The following is a 15556-nucleotide window of genomic DNA, read 5'->3' on the forward strand; positions in this document are numbered from 1 at the left end:
GATACTCGCCGACGGACACCGGCCGCGGTCAGTGGAAAATTCCGCTTGCTGAACCGGCTTGATGCGTCCAGCGCCGCGCTTTTGACGACGCGACGCGTCGTGGAACTCGTGCCGAGGCTAGGGGAACGGATGAGGGTGGGGATTGATGTCGATGACGCCTGACCGGTAGCCGAGACGGTGGGGCACAGTGTGCAGCCGGGGCAGGTTCTCGGTACGCCGATTGGCGTGGCCGAACGTCATCGGCAAGGCGCCTGGGATGAGGACTTTCACGCAGCTGAAGCCACCAGCCCGGTGCTCGGGCGTGGTCTGGTCGACCACGATGACGTCCATGTCCGTCATCAGGTATCGGTTGATCAGCTCGGTGAGGTCGTCGCGCAGGTCCGGGTTGCCGAAGGCAGTGGGCGCCGGAAGGTCCGCGAATGCCCGGGTGGTGCCTGAGTTCGTGAGGAAGTCCAGACGGGAGAACGTGTCCGGGTGCGCGTAGAGCAAGGCGTGGTCGGCCATCACGGTGACACGTGTGGAGTCGGCGGCCAACGCGGCAGCCTCGTCGCGCTGGTGCTCGTAGCGGTGGATGAGGTTGGTGAGGATGGGGCCGAGCTCGCTGATCGCGTTCTCGGCGGCGCGTTCGGGATCGAGATGGGAACCGGCCGCGCACACGATCTTGGGACGGCCGTCGTCGGCCGGGTTCACGGCCATCACCCACACGCAAGGGATTGCTTGCTCCAGGGTGGTGTCGAACGCCATCAGCCGGTAGCCGGTCTCCGCCCGCATCGCCTCGACGATCAGCGGGATCGTCCGGTCCCGGGCGGAGTCGAGGTCGATGCGCGGCACCGGCATGCGGGCGTACCAGGTCATCAGGAACGCGTCTCGCTCGGCCACCTCCAGGATTCCGTACAGGATGGCTTCCTCCAGGCAACTGCCCAGCGCGCAGCCGTTGGAGATCTCGTAGACGAACGGAGGGTGCGGACTGGCGCGGTGCATCCGGTAGTAGGCCAACGTCTCAGGCACGAGGACGGGAGCGCGGCGTGCGAAGGAATAGCCCCACACCCAACGATATGACGTGTCCGGATCGAACGGACGGTAACGGAACTCCGGCCGATCATAGGACTCGGCGCTGTGGAGCCCGAACGTGCGGGGATCCACGGCGCTGTCCTGAATCTCGGAATAACTGGCTTGCACGGCCGTGCGCCGGCCGCCTGGCCGTCCCCCACCGTAACGCTCCAGCCCTTCCAGGACCGCGATGAGCTGGCTGCTCTGGTAGTTGCGGGTGCGCCCGTAACCGCCCTCCACCACACCATCCCGCAGGCCCAGCCTGGCGGCGGCGACCATCAGCCCGCCCTCGGTGCCGCGGGTCAGCGACCTGATCAGACCGGTCTCGCCGTCCACATAGGTCTCTTTGAGCGCGTCGAACTCCCGGCCGACCGCACGCACCCGGTAGATGTCCGGGGCGAGTTTGGTCTGGGGCGTCAGGGAGATCCAAGCCGAGGACTCGCTGTCGTCCGGAAGGTCGCCGCAGTCAGGGCATAGCGGCTCGGGCAGGAAACGGTGTACCCGCACGCTCAGTGTTTCCAGGTCGACGTAGACCATCGCGTTGCGTGTCCTGGCCGATTCCGGTTCCGTGGCAAAGGTCTTGATCTCCTCGGCGACCAGCTCCGCGACGAGATCGGCGGCCAGGTTCGTCAGCCACGCCGACGCCCGATCGGCCAGCGCCTGACCGTGTCGGCTCAGCACCGAGTCGTGTTCCGCGGCATCCTCACGCGCCCGTCCGCGGCGCAAGTCCGCGCACCGCACGCAACCCGGCACACCCGGTAGCTCGACTGGGCCGACCACCACCCGCCCCAACTCGGTGCGCACAGGTAGCCACGCCGTCGCCCGCGCCCGGATCTCGGGGTACTCACGGGTGTCCCAGCCGTCGCTGGCGACAACGAGCACCGGGCTGACAACACCGTCGAGGCGGGCCGCGATCGCCGTTGCCAGCAGCCCAACGCCGTGCACGGTAACAGGCGCGTTGATCATTGTGTCAGTCATCGAGCAGTACCACCCGGAACGTGTGGGGCAGGATCTCGTGCGCTTCCTGGTCGTGGTCGAGCGGGACCGCGACCGGACGGTGACCGAGGCCGATCAACGCCCGGACGGCCGTCGTCAGGTCAACCGAGGCAGGCAGCGGGGCCACAGGGCCGTCCCGTGTCGGCAGAACGGGAGCTGGCGGCGGGGCATACCCGGTCTGACCGTTCTCCGTCGCCTGGTAGTGGAGAACGGCCTGTTCGAGCGTGTCGGTGAGCGCCGCGAGAGCGTCCAACCTGGAAGCACAGGCAACTGGTCGATCGTCCAGGTGACACAGCAAGGTCGGTACGCCGAGTGAGCCGGTGATGTCGTAAACCGTCACGGGGTGGCCAATGGCCGCGAGCATGGCCCGGTATCGGTTGCCCGGGCCGTCAAGCGGCACTGCGGCGAGGTCGATCAGTCGAGGCGGCTGCTGCTCGGTCATGGTCAACTGCCGGCAGTATCCGGCGAGCCCGGCCTCGACCGCCTCAAGCCAGCTGTAACCGGCAGCGACCCCGATGGGCGGCTCGTACGGAACCGCCGCGCCGTCCAGTACGGGAAAAGCGAGCGAAACAGGCACCAAAACCGGGTCCATGGACTCCAGCGCGTACCCCGTCACGCACCCGTCCCGCACCCGTCGACGGTCCACCATCAGGGACCCGTAGCAGGCGAACGCACGCAGAGCCGCACGATAGCGCGCTGTGGCGAAGTCCAGGCCGACCCCGGTGACCACCGGCGCAAGCGCATCGGCGCCGAGCAGGCCCACCGGGTCGGACACCGTGATCTCACAGACACGCAACGGGATCTGCGCCAGATCGCGCTCGCTCGGCTCACCGAGTAACCCGATGACGTCGTCGGTGCACACGGCTGCCTGCCGGGAGAACATCTCTGGATCGACGTCGGCGACGGTGATGTCCGGGGTGGTCGGAACAACTGGTCGCGCCAGCGGATGCGGGACGACCGCGTGCGTTTGATCCTCCAAAGTAGACAGGTCAATTCCGGTGAGCCGATCTGACCGTGGCTCGTCCAGTCCGGTGACGGCCCGGAAGGTGCCGTGCACCAACCGGGCGGCCACGGCAGTGATGGCCGCTGTCCCCAGTCCCCGGCCGTCGGGCTCTGCCCGGTGCCACGCGGCCAAGCGCCGCCGAGCCGAGCCCCACAGCTCGGTCTGTCCCGGTCCGGCGACGCCGAGCCAGGCGTGAGCGCCGCGGAGTACGACCTGCGCGCGCCAACCGTGGTGCCACTGTTCGAGCCGTTCGGCGTCGCTGAACTCGGTGGCAACGTGCAGAACCAGGTCCACGCCGTCCACGAGTGCACCACCCATAGTGGACGATCTGACGACATGGGACAGCCCGGACCGCGCCGCCGCATGGACAACAGCGGACGCCACCGGGCCTTCACCCAGCACCAGCGCCCGCATGCCCTGATACCTCTCGAATGCCCGGCCGGGATCATCGTCGAAGTATCCGAGGTAAGTGATCTCCGGCCGGGCCGACGAAGCGTCCACCACCGATGCGGCCGGACTCATGTCACGCACGACGTCGCGATCCCGCAGCATCCCGACCAGCTTGCGCACCGCCTCGGCACGCTCCGCGGCGAGACCAGCGGTCAGCTCGTCGAGGGTGTGTGAACCGTCCAGATAGGGCGTCAGCCGCTCGATGAACCGGTGCACCGAGTGTCCGGTGAGCCGGACGGGACCGCGATGGGTCAGCAGATAGGCCCCGTCCTCGGACTCGGCCAGGTAGACGTCAGGTCGCAGCAGTGGACGCATCCTGATCACTCCTCAAGCCGGCTGCCGAGCATGAACTCCCCCACGCTGCTTTCCGTGGCGTGGTCCAGGCCGGTCGCCTCGGTGAAGGCCGCCGCATCGCCGCCGCCGAGCCCACAGGCGGCCAGCCCCATGGCGGTGGCTGCCAGATACATGGTCTGGTAGAGCACTCCGACGTGTTTGAGCACCAACGCGTACGGCAGCTCCTCGTAGGTGTACATCAATCGGCCGAACCGGGCCGCGAGCACGATCAGCACCTGAGGCGGACGCTCCGCGCTCGCCGACAGCGCCGCGGACCGCAGCAGCCGCGCCACCTCGGGGCCCGGCTCACGGACCAGCCGCAGCCGGTGCTCGTGCCGGTCGTAGTGGTACATGCCGGGATTCAGCCCGGAAGCCAGCCGCACCACTGGGTACAGCTCCAGTTCGTAGACCGATCCACCGGCGGGGTACGGCAGCTTGAGGTGCTCGACACCATCGGCCTCAAAGGCCCCGCGGACACCCGAGCAGCGATACAGCAGCTCACCGAGTTGCTCCGCGGTGATCGGGTGATCGTCGTCGTGATTGCGTCGGCTGCGCCTGTCCTCCACCACCGCGGTCAGCGGAGGATCGTTGTGGCGCAGGTCATCCAGGTTGGGCCGGGACAACTCGACGGCCGGACCGGGATAAGGGTCGTGGCGCGCGGGTGTCGGGTCGAAGGTTCCCTTGGCCCACTTTGTCCGGCCGTACCCCATGCCCGCGTACCCGCCGTTGCCCTGCCGGGACCTCCCATGGAACCACAGCTCGTGCGGCCGCCATTGGCGCAGCCGAGGCTCGTCCTCGGCGTCATCGGCTGGTACGGCCAGCCCGGCGCTCCGCAGGTCCGCCAGTAGCTGAGTCACGAGGTGATCAGGCAGTCCACTGTGGACGGCATTGACCGCGGCGGTGCTCACCAGCGCGGCGAGCACAGCCGACACCGCCCGATCGTGTACCCGCACGGTCGCCGTCGCCAGCGGTGACTCCACAACCAGGTCATCGCCTTCCCGGTGCAGGACGGTAAAGCGGGACAGTACAACCGCTTCGTCCGTGGCAGGCACGTCAGGCGATGACCGAAGTGGCTGCACGGTATACAGCGACCGGCCGGCCCAGCACACGGTCGTCACCAGCCAGCCATCGGCGTGCAGCGTCGCCAGCAGAGTCTTCACCTCGGGGGACTCGCTGCCGGGAAGGTCGGCTACGGCGCAAGGCCGCTCGGCCAGCAGGCGCAGCGCGGCCCGGCCGTCGTCGCCCAACTGGCCGAGCGACACGCTTTCCGGCCAGTGCTGAAAACGCAGCAACGTCACCGTCTGCTGCTCGCCGGTCACGCTGTAAACGCCGGGACGCAGTCCATACAGTCGCTCAACGGCAGTGTTCACAGCGCGGCCAGTTCCAGCGCGGACACGTCGTACTGGTCCTCCACGGTGTTCGCGGCCAGGTGGCACATCAGGAACCGCTGCCCCGCCGGAACCCCGAGCCTGGTCAGCTGGAGGTACGTGTAGTTGATCAGCAGCCGGGACAGTGCGAACGCGGTCGAGTCGCGCAGGCGTGCCCATCTCGAACCGGCTACCAGCGCGGCGTGGAACGGGCTCGCCGTGCTCAGACGGGAATTCGCACCGGAGTCCAGCGGCGGCAGGGAGAACTCGTACCGGGCCACCAAGTCCTCGGCTCGGCTCCGATAGCGCCGCAACAGATCGACCCACTCCCGTACGAACGGAACGGCCTCAGGCGAGCCGTCGACGGTCGCCACGACTCCGGCCAGCCGAGCGGCGAGCGTGGCCGAGTGCAGGCGGTAGTGCCGGTCCCAGCCGTCGCGCAGCATCGCGTTCTCGGGACGTCCGTTCAGGAACGCCTCCGCGTGCGAGCGCAGTGCGACGAACCCGTCCTTGATGCCCACAGTGGACAATCCGTGCACTGCCGCGACGATCAGGTCGAACGCGAGCATGAGCCGCTGCCCCCGACCGGACCGTTCGGTCATCCGGAACGAGATCGGCGTCGTGTCGGCGTAGAAGTCGGCGAGCAGGCCGGCCATCGCCTCGTTGCCGAGCACCTCCACTCGCCGGTCGTAGTGGCCCAGGCGCAAGGAGTTGTTGGCAGGCCACGGTGTCAGCGGACCGCGCTCGTTCTCCGCCTCGGCGAGCCTGCGATGATCCGCCAGCACCTCAAGCGGATCGAGCCGCCGGGTGGACGGGTTGCGCTCCAGCCAGCCGCCGACGATCCGCTGAGCCGCCGGGAACACGGAACGGTGCACGGTGTCCTGGTCAGCCCGCACGTTCAGCCTGAGGTGCGGACCTTGCCGCCAGTGCCGTGTCCACGACAGCGCGCCGACCTGCCCGGCCAGCTTGTCGAACAACGGCCGCACCGCCTCCAGGATCAGCGCGTCCTTGTCGTCGTCGTGGTAGTAGACGTGGATGGTGTGCCAGTCCACTGCTCAGCCCCTTCCCGCGGCGAGCTGCCCGACCGCCTGCGCGGCGCGGCGGCGCAGGACGTCCTCCTCCGCCAGCGATACGCCCAGCCGGTTGCACACCAGATGGGCGCAACTGTTGAGCACCCGGAACACCCGCCGGGACTGGGCGACACCGGTGTTCTCCAGTTCGCCGGACAGCGTGCCGACCGATCGTGCCCACCGCAGCAGCATCCCGTCGCCGTCGATGCCTCGCCACTCCCGGGCAAGTACGTACATGCGTTTGGTCAACTCGACGAGCCGCGCTCGTTGCTCCTCGGTGGCTTCGGCGGGTTCAGGTTGGCCGGTCAACAGCGGGAAATCGCGCGTCCACTCGGCCACCAGCGCCGGGTCGTCCACGGCAGCGAACCACGCCAGCGGCATCATCGCGGCCGCGGCCGTGCTGCGGTGATCGGCCGTCGGCTCCGTAGCCAGGAAATCAAGCACGATCCGGCTGGATTCGGCGAAATGACGCTCCACGGCCTCGATGGTCCCGCCGTGGCCGTACTTGGCGTGTTCGCGCTCGTACGGGAAGAACGACAGCGAGTTGTTCGGATACATCTCCGCCGGGTACGGCGCGTTCTCCACGGCGGACAACCAACGCGCGGTCTCCGAGTACTCGTCGGCCGTCATCCGTTCGGCCGCGGGATTTTCGGCGAAGTACTTCTCGAAACGTTCGAGCATCAGGCGCCGCACCTCGGCGGCGGATTCGCCGGCCGGCAGCACACGCAGCCGCAGGTGCGGTCCACCGGCCCAGTAGCGGAGGAAGAAGTGATGCGTGGCCAGTCCGGCGCCGGTCAGCTCGGCGACCAGCGGCGCGGTCACGTCGAGCAGCAGCCGGTCCAGGTCACCGTGGTAGAAGGCATGTCCGCTCACCCACGCGTTATCCGGCATCGCGGTGCTCCGGTTCGGAGAGCTCGACGAGGTACTCGGTGACATGGGATTCGGCTTCCTCCGGGTCCGGTAACGCCTCCGCGAACACCACGACGTTGCCCGCGCCCGCCAGCATCCGCTCGAACACCGCGACCAGATACCAGTTGGCGAAGTCGACATAAACGGGCTTGCGTGATTTGCTGAAACCCCAGGAGAACGGATTTCCTGCCCTTGGCCCCTCGTCGGTACGCATCTGGACGAAGCACCTCAGCGGAATTCCGTTGGTACGCAGCCAGCCGGTCACCCGCACCCAGTAGTTCGCGTCAGTCTCGCCCTTGTCGCGCCTGGGTACCGCGTCCTCCCGCGCCACCCACCGCGCCCGCTGCAGCACGACCCGGCCGACCTCGACCCGCGGCCGGGCGACGACCTGCCGTTCCCCCACCGACTCCACGATCGGCGACAGCATCGACAGCGCCGTCGTGTGCAGATAGTGGGCCGCACCGAAGGTGTAGGTGAGCAGTCGCGCCGCCGGCGGCAGCATGACGTCGGACATCATGCCCAGGTGCACCGGCCGCACCTGCACTCCCCGACGCTTCCAGACCAGCCGCACCAGGTCGGTGCGCGGGTCGTGCACCACGACAAGCTCGCCCAGCCGGATCCGCTCGGCGGACGGCCGGTCGCTGACCACGCCTGGATAGTCGATCTCATAGGGAAGGCTCGGCGGACGGCGGTTGGCCGACGAGGCGAACGCACCGCGCACCTCGGCGAGCACAGGTTCGCCTCCAGGTGACAGCCAGGAGCCGTCAGGCGGCGCCACTTCTCCCGCCTGGGTGATGATCTGGCGCACACGGCTACGGCCGCGTCCGTAACCGGTCTGCGCCACGTTGAGCACGAGCCGAACCGCCTCCCCGTCCGGGATGGCCTGCACGTAGCAGCCGAGCGAACCCGGCGGCATCACCCACTCCGGCCAGCGTGCGACCAGTTCGGCGACCGCACCGCCGTCCACCCGGATCACGCCGTCGTCCGGATCGTGGCCGCGCATCGCCTCGCCCGCCTCGCGGCGGATCGCGACCAGCTCCCGCAGGCGTGGCAACGGGCTTTTCACCAGCTCGGTGGGCAACATGACCAGGGCGTTGGCCGCCATCGACGCGACCGCCTCGGCCGCCAGCGTCCGTTCGGCTCCCTCGCCGCGGGTCCGTTCCTCGTGGATCGCGCGGTGCAGCAGGAGGAACGGGATCTCGCTGCCTGGCCCGAACCGTTCGCCGCAGTACGTGCCCAGCGCCAGCCGCCATGGCATCGCGACGTCGAAGGCACCCGTCCAGCGCCGCACGACGTCCAAATCGGACAGTGCGGTGCGCCAGCGCGAGATCGGCTCCACCACGACGGTTCCGCGGTAGACCGCGTTGTCGCGGAACTGGTACCGCTCACGGGTCTGCGGCGAGTCCAGACCCGCGAGGCCGGCGAGCTCGCCGACTGCCCGGTGCAGTTCGCTGAGCCGGGCCTGGTTTCCGTCGACGTCCTCGACGGAAATGGCTTCCCCCATCAGGGTGCGCACACCGGTGGCGGCGGCCGCGAGCTCGGTCCCGGGCTCGCCACCCCGTGACAGCCAGGCCGCCAGGTCTCCCAACGGGTCCGGCGCGAGATCGGGCAGCGGGACCAGTCGCTCCAGCAGACCGGCGTCCACCAGACCGTCGACGAACCGCTCGACACGCGGCGTCTCGGCGCTTTCCTCGGTCAGCTCGGCGACCAGATCCGCGGCCGGGACAGTCCGGTCGCCGAGGATTCGCAGGGTTTCCCGGATCACGGGGGCGGCCGGCACGGAGACCACCGGCTCACGGGCCGTCGTGCCGACGAACATCACACGATCGTCGTGCAGGGTGATGCTCGGGTTGGCACGCACAGGCATCGCCGCCGACAACCTCGGATCATTACGCAGCCCACGCGTCAGCAGATGCAGCAGCCCGCCGTCCAGTTCGGTGACGCCCACCACGGCGCCTTCCGGCTTCTGACGTGTGTCGTCGTCGGCTTCGGACCAGGTGCCCAATCCGCTGACAGTGAACGTACTCAGCGGGCTGGTCTTGGCCACCGCCCTGGCCACGTACTTGGCCAGCCTGATCAGCGACTGCCGCTGCGGGCGCCGCCGGCCCGACAGCCACTTCGACAGTTCACCCGACAGCGCCGGGCTCGCGTGCGCCAGCGCCCGTTGGAACTGTGGCCGCGCGGCGACGGCACGCAGTTCGAGGTCCTTGGCGGCGAGTTCGGCGACAAAAACGTCCGGCAGCGCTGTGGCTACCCGTTGCACCGTCCTCAGCGTCACGATCCACTCGCGTACCCGGTCGACAACGTCGGCGGGTAGCGCGGCGACGATCTGTTCGTTCCATTCGCGGCCAGACGGTGGCCGTACCCGGTGCAACGCGCGGCGCAGACCTACCAGTCGTGGTCTGTCGGCGTCGCCAGCGGTCCCGATGATCGCGTGCAGCTCGTCGGCCAGCGCGTTTCCCTCGGCGTGCAACCACGCACGGTCTCCGGCAAGCCGGTCGACCAACGCGAAGGATTCCGCGAAACGCAACTGCCGCAAGGCGTTCGCCGGCAACCCGGCGGTGCGCACCACGAACGAACCGTCCACACGCGCGCCGGTGGGCAACGTGATGTGCAACCGTCCTCCTCGGCCGGCAAGGGGCCGGGCCGTCCGGCGGACGGCCCGGCCTGATCGACTTCGCTCAGTCGGTACCGCAGGAACAGCAGCAGTCCCACGTGGTTCCGCTGCAGCCCGAGCAGCCACCGCCAGGCGCGGAACACGACGCGCCGTTCTCCGCCATGCCGTGTCCCGCGGTCAGCGACTCGACCGTCAAGCCACTGTCCACAATGTCGAACACGTCCATCGGAAGATTCTCGAGATCGAAGTCCAACCGTCGGGAAGTGCTCATTCCGGTTCTCCTCATCGGTATCAGCGAAGGGAGCTCAGCGAGGACGTCGGAGTCCATGGCGAACCGCCCCCTTCCCCGGCAAGCACGACCGCAGACAAAGCCCCCACATGACTCCCCCTGACAACCTCCGCGGTGCCCTCACCCGGTTGCCGGGCAACTCCAGGAGGCTCTTCGATACTCCCCACAACTCAGATCAACTGTCAAGGCGGGCACGGGAAGCCGGGCGGGACCGGATATCCAGTGGTGAACTCAGGTTTCAGGCACCGCTGAAAGGGATTGCCCCGCACCGCCGCGGATGCTGGGATCGCTTGCGGGGACCACCGGACTGGGAGGAATCATGCGCGGCTGAACCACCGGCGCCGCGAGCGGACGACAACGTCCACTGGTCCTAATTAGACTGTGTGGCGCGAGCGTAGCCATGCGATGTCGTCGATGTTCAGGTTCACGACTTCGGGGCTCGGCACGGCTTTTGAGCGTGACGAACTCCAGCCGGGTCAACGTCTTGCTCGCGTGGTGGTGCGACACGTGCCTGCCGAGGTCCGGAGCCGACTTCCTTGGTGTGGGCCCGTTTTCGCCCGGTGGAGCGAGGTCTTCAGCGACGCCCCGACCACCCTGTGTGGAGCCACTCGGCCAGTTCCGGGGGCGCGAGCTCGGCCACCCGGCGGGTGTAGCGCTCGATGGCCGCCGGGTCGAGCAGGTCCAGCCACTTGCCGCTGGTGCCGGACCGGAAGAAGTCCTTGTTGTTCCGCCACAGGTTCGCGTCGACGCCGGGAGCCAGTTCGTCGGCCCGCTCGCGCATGCGGTCGAAGGTCGCCGCGGCGGCGAGGTGGTCGATCCGCCGCGGACTGGCCTCGATCGACAGCGCGGTGGCGAGACGCCGCAACTGGCCAGGCAGATCGGCCTTGAGGTCCGCGTAGTGGAACAGCGCCACCCGCGGGTCGTCGCGGCGTTCCCAGAACGTCCGTACGTGGTGGACCAGGTTGGCCAGCGTCACCCCGAACGTGGCCGATTCGGGGGCGAAGTCCGCCTCGGCCCACAACCAGAACCGCTCAAGCGGATCCGGTGAGGGTGGCTGGCTGACTTCGGGAGGGAGACCGGCCGACGCCACGGCGTCAGGATGCATGTTGGCGACGGCGTTTTCGAAGGACAGCATGGCATCGCGCGGATCACGCGCGACGCAGACGTACGTCACCCCCGCCTCGAACGGCAAGCCGTCGAGCGGCGTGTGCGTCTTGACGAAGCGCCGGTGCTGCTGGCTCTCCAGCTCGGCCAGAATCGCGGCGGTGTCGAACGTCACCGCGTCCAGCCATGGCGAGAGCTCGGTGAGCGGGCGGCCGAAGTCCGCGGTGTCCAAGATCAGCAACCCGCACAGCATCTGCATCCAGGTGGTGCCGCACTTCGCCGGGGTGCTGATTACGACGTCCCCGTCGCGGATCCGGAAGTCGGCCCACAGGGCGCTGTCGGACACAATCGTTCGATACCGCCGCAAATCAGCCATCTCAGCTCTCCGACTGCCGGCTCGTCCGCGCTGGACGCGTTTCAGGATGCCACGCCGGTGGCAGGCCGGCCACCAGGAAAGTGCCGCGGCCGGATCTCTTCGAGGACCTGGCCGGGCGCGAACGTCGTGGAAAATTTCGCAAGCGCAACAGGTCACACGGCAGGCACCTGATGCGTTCACTGAGGTTCTCGCCGAGAAGGTGGCCGGGCCTGGTCGCTGTCTCCTGGTAGTAGCTCGCCAAGTGGCCCGGCTCGCGGCAAACGCCGTGGATCGCCTCGCTGGGCATGGTCCTGCTCGATTCGATCCTCTTCGACAGCCGTTCAGGCGGCGACGAACAGTAGTCCGGCGGCGCCTGCCTCGACGACGAAGTAGAACCAGATCGGGTAGAAACCGGTCGGCGTGTCGAGCAGCCGGGACACGACCCGGCCGAACGCCATCCCTGTCAACGCGAGGCCGACCGTGATGACCACGCCGGTGCGGATTCCGTTGACGTCGACGGCAGCGAGCGCCAGCGCGGCTGCGACGGCGATCCCGAACCCGCCATAGACCGCGCGGATCTCCGACCTCGCCTCCGGGTGGTCGGCGCGGATCCGGAAAGGACGGGCCAGCGCGGCGGGCATTGCCAGCGCGTACCCGCCCATCCCCAGAAAGAAGACACCGATCACGATGATCACCGCGCTTGCCATGTCCGCCCCCGCGTCGTGTTTCGCCCGGCTTTTCCCATGATGCGATCATCACGGTCGTGGACGATCGACCGCTTCCGGAAACCTGCTGTCCCGAACAGCCGACGCTGTGGATCCAGCCGGGGCAGGCGACCTATCTGGGCCCGTCCTTCGACCTCGGCCCGCATTCGGGCTCGGTGCACTGTTTCGCGCTGGGCATCGACGCGCCCTTCGAACTGCACGCGGCCGACATCGGCGAACAGCGCGTGCGGAGCGCGTTCATCCCGGCTCGGACCCGGCATCAAATCATCGCGAGAACCGGCCGAATGCTGTTCAGCTACTCACTGTCGAACAACGCCCGGGAACTCATGGCGGTCCGTACCAAGACCGTCGCATACAACCACCGGGACGAGCGTGCGCTGATCCAGTCCGTTCGCACCGCACCAGCCCCATTACGGCTGACCACGGAAACGAAGCTCGACGAGCGAATCCGTGCGGCGATGCGCGCGCTACGAGCAGATCCTGATCTCAGTGCGGCGACGCTCGCAGCCAAGACGCACCTCTCCACGTCGCGGTTCCTGCACCTGTTCACCGAAAACGCGGGGACAACCCTGCGTCGCTACCGCATGTGGACACGCATGACCCGGGTCGCCGCGGCCATCAGCACCGGCGCGAATCTCACCACAGCCGCCACTGACGCAGGCTTCGCCTCGGCCAACCACTTCAGCGACACCTTCCGCACCATGTTCGGGCTGACCGCGAGCACGCTGCTCGCCGTCGGCACCCGCATCGTCACCCAACGGTCAGCGGAAGCCGCCGGGTAGCCGGTCAGGACCGGGTGCGGCTCCGGGGCCCAGGCGCTTCGAGGCGTTCCATGCCCAGCACCACTAACATGATCATCAACGGCGTCACCAATGCGATCCACATGGCCGGATGAATACCCGCCGAGCAGACTGACAATCCTCCGACGCGGATTTCCGTCGACGAGCCGCGAGGACGACCGCGCCGTTGCCTTGGGTCGCGCGGATCAAACCGGTTGCGACGTAGTGATACGCCGCGGCAGCAGGAACGGCGTGGCGAGAAGCAGCACCCCTGCCAGGGCGATGGCCGCACGCGGGCTGGTGACCTGCGCCAGGAGCCCCCACAACATCGTGATCACGGCGATGCTGATGCTGCTGGTGATCGACCAGGCCGTGAGCATTCGGGCGTGCCGGCCGGCATCGGTGCCGGCCAACCGGTAGGCGGCGAGGACGGGATTGAAGACGCTCATGCAGATGATCAGTCCGAGCTGGGTGGCCATCACGATCACCAGCCCAGGCAGCCCTGGCTGGATGAACGCGAGCCCCAGCGGCCAGCAGGCGCGCGACACGCCGAAAACCCGCAGCACTGTCTGTTCGCCACAACGCGACGCGATGCGACGGGCGAGTCGTGACCCGATCAGCCCGCCGATACACGGAACAGCGAACGCCAGCCCGTACTGCCACACGGGGAAGCCCAGATCCGAGAGCATCAGCACCGACAGCAGCGGCTCGGTTGCCGAGATCAGTCCGTTGACCAGCATGACGTTGAGGAAGAACCGGCGCAGCGTGTGGTGGGCGAGGATGTAACGCCACCCTTCGACGAGGTCGCTCCACCGGCGTGCTGACGTCTGCCGCGGGCTCGGTGGCGGCTCCGGTTGTCTGATCGCCGCGATGCTCAGTGCCGAGAGGAGGTAGCTCACGGCATCCATCACCACCGTCGTCACCGGCCCCAGCACCCCGATGGCGGCGCCGCCCAGTGGCGGGCCGACGATCGTGGCCGACCAGGTGGTGGACTCGAAACGACTGGTGGCCACCAGAAGGCCGTCAGCGGGAACGATGGTCCTCAGGTAGGCGCCGCTGGCGGCTGTGAACGCGATCTTGGCCGCCGCGGTGACCACGGAGACCACCAGGAGCTGCGCGAAGGACAACGCACCGAACGCGTACGCGAGTGGTACCGAGACCAATGCCGCGGAGCGGATCACGTCCATCGTGATCATGACCGGCCGCTTGGCGCGGAACTCCATCCATGGCCCGAGCGGGATCGCCAGCAGCGCGCCGATCACCAGCCCGGATGACGACAGGGCCGCCACTTCCGCCGAGCCTGCGTTCAGGACCGTGATCGCGACGACCGAGAACGCCCCGAACCCCAGCCCTGTTCCGTAGGCGCTGACGGCGTAGGCGGTCCACAACCACCCGAACGACCGGCCCAAGTTCACCTTCCGCCGCGAAACCGGCATTCGCCCCGCTCCCCTGTTCCCGGACAACCCGCTGTTGTCCGCGAGATCCAAGCCGGAAGGCGGCCGCCACCGCCAACAACGGATCGAGCGGCGTGTCACAACTCCACGTTGTACGGTTACGTTCTGCGTCGTGGATGTCGATGCGGTTCGTACCTTCGTCGCCGTGACCGAGGCCGGTCAGTTCCAGGCCGCCGCCGACGAGCTGGGAATCACCCAGCAGGCCGCCTCAAAACGGGTCGCCAACCTGGAGCGGAAACTCGGGGTGGTGCTGTTCGCGCGGACCGCCAGGGGCGTCCGGCTCACCGTCGACGGGCAGGCACTGCTCCCGCACGCACGGGAGCTTCTCCGCGCCGCCGAGCGCGTCACCGCGGCCGTGACGCCCGGCCGCAGGCCCTTGCGGATCGACGTCGTCAGCCGCAGGATCGCGCCCTCCAACATCCTTCAGGCCTTCTACCAGCAGCACCCCGGCATCGAACTCGACGTCGTCGCGCTGACCAACGCCGACGCCACGGCGGCGCTGGCCGAAGTCAGCGCAGGCACCCTGGACGCCACCTTCCGATCCCTGCGAGCCACCGCCCGCACAGTCCCGGCCGGACTCCGGTCGTCACGCGTCGTCGACGACCGGCACGAACTGCTCGTCGGCCCACGGCACCCGTTGGCCGACGCCAGGACCGTGACCCCGGCCGAGCTCACCGATCACCCGATCTGGATGCCCGGAATGTCCGACCCCGAGCCAATCGGTTACTACGACGATCTGGCGAAGGCGTTCGGACTCACCATCGACACGGTCGGGCCGATGTTCGGCATCGAGGCACTCCTCGCGGAACTCGCGGACTCGACCCGGCTCGCCATGTTCGTCGGCGAAGGTTCGCGCTACCTCTGGCCGGAAAGCTACGACCTGCGCAGGATTCCTGTGGTGAACCCGACCCCGGTCTACCCGCTCTCGGTGATCTGGCGAGCGGACAATCCACACCCCGTCCTCGCCGATTTCCTCGACTACCTCGAAACGCGGTATCGGGCGACGCTCGGCGAGGACATCTGGACACCGGACTGGGCACGCTGAGGCGAAGATG

General features: G+C 68.2%; 12 protein-coding genes. 2 read left to right on the forward strand and 10 right to left on the reverse strand.

Annotated features, from left to right (window positions below; genetic code table 11):
* Positions 1-117: 117 nt before the first annotated feature.
* The 9 genes from GC106_RS19900 to GC106_RS19940 all read right to left on the reverse strand — a co-directional run bounded on the left by GC106_RS19900 (position 118) and on the right by GC106_RS19940 (position 12250).
* Entirely contained in the window at positions 118-2028 is a 1911-nt protein-coding gene (locus GC106_RS19900; RefSeq protein WP_173132710.1) for a TOMM precursor leader peptide-binding protein, read from the reverse strand.
* Positions 2021-3814, reverse strand: a complete 1794-nt coding sequence (locus tag GC106_RS19905) for a YcaO-like family protein (RefSeq protein ID WP_173132713.1) — start codon at positions 3812-3814, stop codon at positions 2021-2023. Before GC106_RS19905 ends, GC106_RS19900 begins: the two co-directional genes overlap by 8 nt.
* Before the next feature lie 5 nt (positions 3815-3819).
* Positions 3820-5151, reverse strand: a complete 1332-nt coding sequence (locus GC106_RS49350) for a SagB family peptide dehydrogenase (protein ID WP_173132716.1) — start codon at positions 5149-5151, stop codon at positions 3820-3822.
* A gap of 47 nt (positions 5152-5198) precedes the next feature.
* Positions 5199-6251, reverse strand: coding sequence for a thiopeptide maturation pyridine synthase (locus GC106_RS19915; RefSeq protein WP_173132718.1), 1053 nt, complete (start codon positions 6249-6251; stop codon positions 5199-5201).
* 3 nt (positions 6252-6254) lie between these two features.
* Entirely contained in the window at positions 6255-7160 is a 906-nt protein-coding gene (locus GC106_RS19920) for a thiopeptide-type bacteriocin biosynthesis protein (RefSeq protein ID WP_173132721.1), read from the reverse strand.
* Positions 7150-9795 carry a lantibiotic dehydratase gene (locus GC106_RS19925; protein ID WP_173132723.1) on the reverse strand — a complete coding sequence of 882 codons (2646 nt, stop codon included), beginning with the start codon at positions 9793-9795 and terminating at the stop codon, positions 7150-7152. The genes GC106_RS19920 and GC106_RS19925 overlap by 11 nt, the downstream gene beginning before the upstream one ends.
* Before the next feature lie 64 nt (positions 9796-9859).
* Positions 9860-10066 carry a thiomuracin/GE37468 family thiazolyl RiPP peptide gene (locus tag GC106_RS19930; protein ID WP_173132725.1) on the reverse strand — a complete coding sequence of 69 codons (207 nt, stop codon included), beginning with the start codon at positions 10064-10066 and terminating at the stop codon, positions 9860-9862.
* Positions 10067-10658: 592 nt separating this feature from the next.
* Positions 10659-11534 carry a sulfotransferase domain-containing protein gene (locus GC106_RS19935; RefSeq protein WP_173132727.1) on the reverse strand — a complete coding sequence of 292 codons (876 nt, stop codon included), beginning with the start codon at positions 11532-11534 and terminating at the stop codon, positions 10659-10661.
* Between the two features lie 350 nt (positions 11535-11884).
* Positions 11885-12250 carry a DUF4345 domain-containing protein gene (locus GC106_RS19940; protein WP_173132729.1) on the reverse strand — a complete coding sequence of 122 codons (366 nt, stop codon included), beginning with the start codon at positions 12248-12250 and terminating at the stop codon, positions 11885-11887.
* A gap of 56 nt (positions 12251-12306) precedes the next feature.
* On the opposite strand from GC106_RS19940, the gene GC106_RS19945 reads away from it, so the two are divergent.
* Positions 12307-13050: a helix-turn-helix transcriptional regulator gene (locus tag GC106_RS19945; protein WP_312872748.1), complete on the forward strand. Its 744-nt coding sequence runs from the start codon at positions 12307-12309 to the stop codon at positions 13048-13050.
* 203 nt (positions 13051-13253) lie between these two features.
* Here GC106_RS19945 and GC106_RS19950 read toward each other — a convergent pair whose 3' ends face one another.
* The gene (locus GC106_RS19950) at positions 13254-14483 is read right to left on the reverse strand and encodes an MFS transporter (protein ID WP_173132732.1); all 1230 of its coding nucleotides are present in this window, start codon (positions 14481-14483) and stop codon (positions 13254-13256) included.
* A 130-nt stretch (positions 14484-14613) separates the two neighbouring features.
* Between GC106_RS19950 and GC106_RS19955 the strand changes: the two genes are divergently transcribed.
* Entirely contained in the window at positions 14614-15546 is a 933-nt protein-coding gene (locus tag GC106_RS19955) for a LysR family transcriptional regulator (RefSeq protein ID WP_173132735.1), read from the forward strand.
* The last annotated feature ends 10 nt before the right edge of the window (positions 15547-15556 follow it).

This window comes from Kibdelosporangium persicum (genome assembly GCF_013280595.1).
Classification (GTDB): domain Bacteria; phylum Actinomycetota; class Actinomycetes; order Mycobacteriales; family Pseudonocardiaceae; genus Kibdelosporangium; species Kibdelosporangium persicum.

Bases quoted from the DNA above. Each gene is read 5' to 3' on its own strand.
- GC106_RS19900 (WP_173132710.1), bottom strand. From the start codon at position 2,028: ATGACTGACACAATGATCAACGCGCCTGTTACCGTGCACGGCGTTGGG.
- GC106_RS19905 (WP_173132713.1), bottom strand. From the start codon at position 3,814: ATGCGTCCACTGCTGCGACCTGACGTCTACCTGGCCGAGTCCGAGGAC.
- GC106_RS19920 (WP_173132721.1), bottom strand. From the start codon at position 7,160: ATGCCGGATAACGCGTGGGTGAGCGGACATGCCTTCTACCACGGTGAC.
- GC106_RS19930 (WP_173132725.1), bottom strand. From the start codon at position 10,066: ATGAGCACTTCCCGACGGTTGGACTTCGATCTCGAGAATCTTCCGATG.
- GC106_RS19940 (WP_173132729.1), bottom strand. From the start codon at position 12,250: ATGGCAAGCGCGGTGATCATCGTGATCGGTGTCTTCTTTCTGGGGATG.
- GC106_RS19950 (WP_173132732.1), bottom strand. From the start codon at position 14,483: ATGCCGGTTTCGCGGCGGAAGGTGAACTTGGGCCGGTCGTTCGGGTGG.